This window comes from Halanaerobium saccharolyticum (assembly GCF_004362045.1).
Taxonomy (GTDB): domain Bacteria; phylum Bacillota; class Halanaerobiia; order Halanaerobiales; family Halanaerobiaceae; genus Halanaerobium; species Halanaerobium saccharolyticum_C.
Genome location: NZ_SNWX01000057.1, coordinates 1 through 4,617, shown reverse-complemented (window position 1 = coordinate 4,617; position 4,617 = coordinate 1). Strand labels below are relative to the sequence as shown.

The following is a 4,617-nucleotide window of genomic DNA, read 5'->3' as shown; positions in this document are numbered from 1 at the left end:
AGAAGATTAAAAGGATTTTTAGCTACTCGAGAAAACTTAATTCAACTATTTGAAGAAAGATATTAATTTATTTACACAAAATACTTGACGTTACCTTTTCTTTAATAACTTCAACATTCTTAGCACTAACTAATTCTATTATTTTTCTATTATGTTCTTTGCCGAGTTCAAAAATATTTGCATTATTAAAAACAATTTCTTCTATATTTTTTACGTAAAACCCTGAGTTTTTCTGATAAAATAATATTTCATTTTTTTCTATAAGATCTTTATAATTAGAATATAGATTGTCAAACTCTTTAAAAATACTACTATAAATAATTTTCATATTAATATCAAAATACTGTTTGGCTGCTTTAGAAATAGTTTTAAGTAAAGTTTTGATTTTTCTTTCTTTTAAATCAGCTGCAGAAAGCAGAAAAATATAACTGTTTTTATCTTGATGATATATATACTTAATATTTTTCTCTGAAAATTGATCAAAAACGATATTTATTAATGCATTATTAACTTTATTAGTATTATTCTTCTCCTGATTTTTATATTTTTCTTCGAGTAGTATATTCACTAAAACAAAATCATCTTTTTCAAATCCAAAATCAATTTTTTTGAATTTCTTCTTTATCTTTTTGTTCATTTCAAAATCGTTGCGTATAATTTTTGCAAATAATGTTTTTTTAATTGAGCTTTCACTTTCTGTCTGAATTAAATCATTTTGCCTCAAATTTTCATTTTCTAAATCTTTCTTTAATTTGATCATTAGCTTTACTAATTCTTCATCTTCAATTTCGGTTTTTAAAATATAATCATCTGCCCCTAGCTTCAAAGCTTTTCTTGCATAAGAAAATTCATCATAAACTGTTAAAACCAATATTTTTGATTTTTGATTTTCGGACCTTATCTTCTCTATCAAATAAAAACCATCTTTTTTAGGCATTCTGATATCAGTTATTATTACCTCAGGCTTATATTTTTTATAAAGCTGATAAGCCTGTTCTCCATCTGAAGCATCAGCAACAATTGAAAACCCTAATTCTTCCCAGTTAATTGTTGTTTTTAATCCTACCCTAACTAAAGTTTCATCATCAACGATTAAAACTTTATACATTGATTTACCTCCCTAAGCTTATCCTTAATAATTTATCATATCCGGTAGATTAACAATGATTTTAGTACCATAACCAGGTTTTGATCTAATATTTAATCCATATTCAGAACCAAAATATAGTTTAATTCTCTTATTAACATTATTTAAACCTACTTTGGAAAATTTATCATAGGCAGACTCTGATTCAAATATATTGTCGAGTGTTTCTTTTTTGATACCTGGACCATTATCTATTATTTCAATGAAGACCTGTTCCTCTTTTTTATAAACTTTTATTCTGATTTTTAACTCAAAACTCTTCTTTTCTAGACCATGGATAATTGAATTTTCGACAATTGGCTGTAAAATTAATTTAGGAACCTTAAGCTGCAGACAATCTTCTTCAATTCTAAATTCTAAACTGATTTCTTCATTAAAACGTAAACGCTGTATAACCATGTAATTTTTAAGATAATCAATTTCTTCAGCCAGTGTTATTTTTTCCTTGCTTAAATTTGTACTTACCCGCAGCAGTTTAACTAAAGAAGTTATAGCTTTACTAACACTGATATTCCCCTGAATTTTAGCCATCCATTTTATAGTATTTAAAGTATTATGAAGAAAATGAGGATTGATCTGAGCATGTAGTGCCTCTAACTCAACTTCCTTTTTTTCCTGTTCTTCTTCAATTAACTTATCAATTAAATTCTGCATCTCATCAATCATATTATTCAAACTATAACCTAAATGACCTATTTCATCATTACTTTTAATCGGCATTCTTGCAGAAAGATCGCCCTCTTCCACTTTTTTTATAACGCCCATCATTTTAAACATCGGTTCAGTATATCTGATAGAAAAAATTATCATAAAAGTAATAATTAAAACCCCATAAATAAAACCCAGAATTGAAAGGAATCTCTGTATATCATTAATTTCTCGGTAAAGATTAGTAGTTGCTATAGTTTTAATAACTTTCCAGCCATTATTATCAATTGTAGAGAAAATAGCCAGCCGCTTCTCTCCTGCAAAATATTCTAAATTGCCATTATCATTGGACAATATTTCTTCACCATAAGGTTTTAACGTAATATAAGTGCCAATTTTACTTTTATCTGGATGGCTAATTATTCTGCCATTTCTGTCACAAATAAAAACCTCTTCATTTTCTTCTCCCTGAATTTCTGAATATGACTGTTCTAAGATGATTTCATCAAGATCAATCATTAAATAACCGTAATGATTTAATGTGTTATAATCAATTAACTTTCTACTGAGGGTATAATAATATTTTTTGAAATTCCCCGCTAATATTTCAATTTCAACATCTTTTGTCGGCATCCAGATCGGCTGCCCTTTGGAATTTTTTAATTCTGGTGGAATAAAAGGATCTTCATTGATAATATTTACACCGATAGAATAACTGTTTTCTTCAATTCTGAGTTTAATTGCTTCAATATCTGACCTTATAGTAATAAAACTTCTTAATTTGTTATTAAAATCATTTTGACTAAAATTTTGATGATTTTTTGCCATTGTCAGAAGTTCCTGATTAGAAATTATTAAAGAAGAAAACTTATTTATATCTTCTAAGATTAAATTAATTTTTTCGGAAGTTTCATTTACTGAAGCCTCAGCTGATTCCGTATATTTTTTTACTATAACATTTTTAACATTTTGAGAATATATTAAAGAAAAAACTATAATTGGAATTCCAATCATAAAAATTGTTATTATTCCTAATTTTACTCTCAGTGAATTAAAAAAGCTTACTCTTTTCACAACTATTCCTCCAGATCTAATTTATCTGTCTCAGCTGATTTCTTATATTATCTCTTACCTGTCGGCTGTCCAAATTCTTGACTAACATTTGATGTAGATTTTCTATCAAGACCTTTTCAAACTGATAAAAATCCTTTAATTTAGGTCTTAAATAGAGATTTTCTTCTTTCCAGGCATTCAGAACAGCTTCTAAATGATGGTATGCAATATTATTATTTAAGTCGTCTTCCTGTTCTTCTATAAATTGTTTAATTTTTATATCATTATATACAGATTTTCTGGTAGGCAGGCTTCCACCTTCTGGATGTTTAAGAATTTTAAGCTGCATTTCTTTAGAGGTAGCCCAGACAATATAAAGCCAGGCTGCTTCTTTTTCTTTTTCCGAAATATGTTTATTTATCGCAATTCCTGACCCACCATAAATATTAGCGCTTTTTTCACTTCCGTATGGAAGAATTGAATAAGCTACTTTCCCTTTTACTTTTGAATCATTATTTTCGACATAGGTACTGTTCTCATCCCAGTTAGGCATCATAGCAATTTGGCCATCACGGAATGCATTAGCGGTATTAGTCCAATTCCAGTTTACACTTTCTGGAGCAGCAGTACTTACTACTTTTTTATATACATCAAGTGCTTTAATAAAATTTGGTCCTGAAATATCAAAATTTTTAAAACTGTCTATTCCATAAGTATTTACAGCAGAATTATTAAAATAGCTGCCGCCATAAGAATCTAAAATTGTAGAAAATTCGCAAAAAATAGAGTTATGTTCCTGTCCCATTTGACCACTTCCATATTTAACCTCAGAATCCGGAACATTTTTATCTATCCATTCGGCAACTTCACTGTATCTTTCCCAGGTGAATTCTTTAGAACCTGGTGTCCAATCATAGCCCTTCTCCTGATAAAATTGATCATGATATTTTTCAAAAATGTCTTTACGATAATAAAGTATCATTGTAGTACTATCAAATGGAACTGCATAATATTTATTTTGATCTTTATAGTTGGAAGTAACTTTAGTCTGAAACTCGAAAAAATCATCTGGAAATCCATTAATCTCAGGTAATTCCTGGTTATTCATTAAAGAATTTAATTCTACAAGATGAGTATGGTAACGGTTTGTGGTCTGATATGGATCGACATAAATTATCTGATACTCACCAGATTGGGAAAGTAAATCTAAATTTGCATTCTGGATTAAACTATCATAATCCATGGCTCTAATCTTAATATTTATTCCAGTTAATTCTGAAAAAGATTCACTTTCATGAGATAAAATATTAGCATTAATATTTTTTTCGACAATAAAGTTTAGAGTTGTACCTTCAAACTGCTTTATATTATAATTTTTAGGAATTTTTAAATTTTCAAAATTACTACCTTTTAAAATATTATCTTCTATTGTTATTTTCCCATCATTATTTTCTTCATCATTCTGCCTACTGCATCCAGTAATTACAAACATTCCAATAATTAAAATTATAAATAAAAGTCTTCTTTTTTTGTGCATTTTAATCTATCTTACCTCCTCCTGTAAGAAATCTTTTATTACATAAAAATAATTTTCAAAATTATAATCTATTTTTTGACATTATTTCTTATTTTTCGATTTTTTTCGACGAAATATGACATTATTAATATTAGTATATATGATTGCACTGCGAAAAGTCTAAAATAATTCAAAAAATAAAAATCTAAAAAATTAAATAATGGTATTAGGACATCTGTCCGGTGATATTTGA

Annotated in this window: 3 protein-coding genes; all 3 read right to left on the bottom strand. The window is 27.7% G+C overall.

The window, feature by feature from the left end; genetic code table 11:
• Window positions 1-67: 67 nt before the first annotated feature.
• Genes DFR79_RS15840 through DFR79_RS15830 form a run of 3 tightly spaced genes read right to left on the bottom strand, consistent with a single transcriptional unit; the run spans window position 68 to window position 4,385 of the window.
• Complete coding sequence (locus tag DFR79_RS15840) at window positions 68-1,108, bottom strand: response regulator (RefSeq protein ID WP_133516428.1); 1,041 nt, start codon at window positions 1,106-1,108, stop codon at window positions 68-70.
• Between the two features lie 24 nt (window positions 1,109-1,132).
• The gene (locus tag DFR79_RS15835; RefSeq protein ID WP_133516427.1) at window positions 1,133-2,869 is read right to left on the bottom strand and encodes a sensor histidine kinase; all 1,737 of its coding nucleotides are present in this window, start codon (window positions 2,867-2,869) and stop codon (window positions 1,133-1,135) included.
• 16 nt (window positions 2,870-2,885) lie between these two features.
• Complete coding sequence (locus DFR79_RS15830; RefSeq protein ID WP_133516426.1) at window positions 2,886-4,385, bottom strand: extracellular solute-binding protein; 1,500 nt, start codon at window positions 4,383-4,385, stop codon at window positions 2,886-2,888.
• Between the last annotated feature and the right edge of the window lie 232 nt (window positions 4,386-4,617).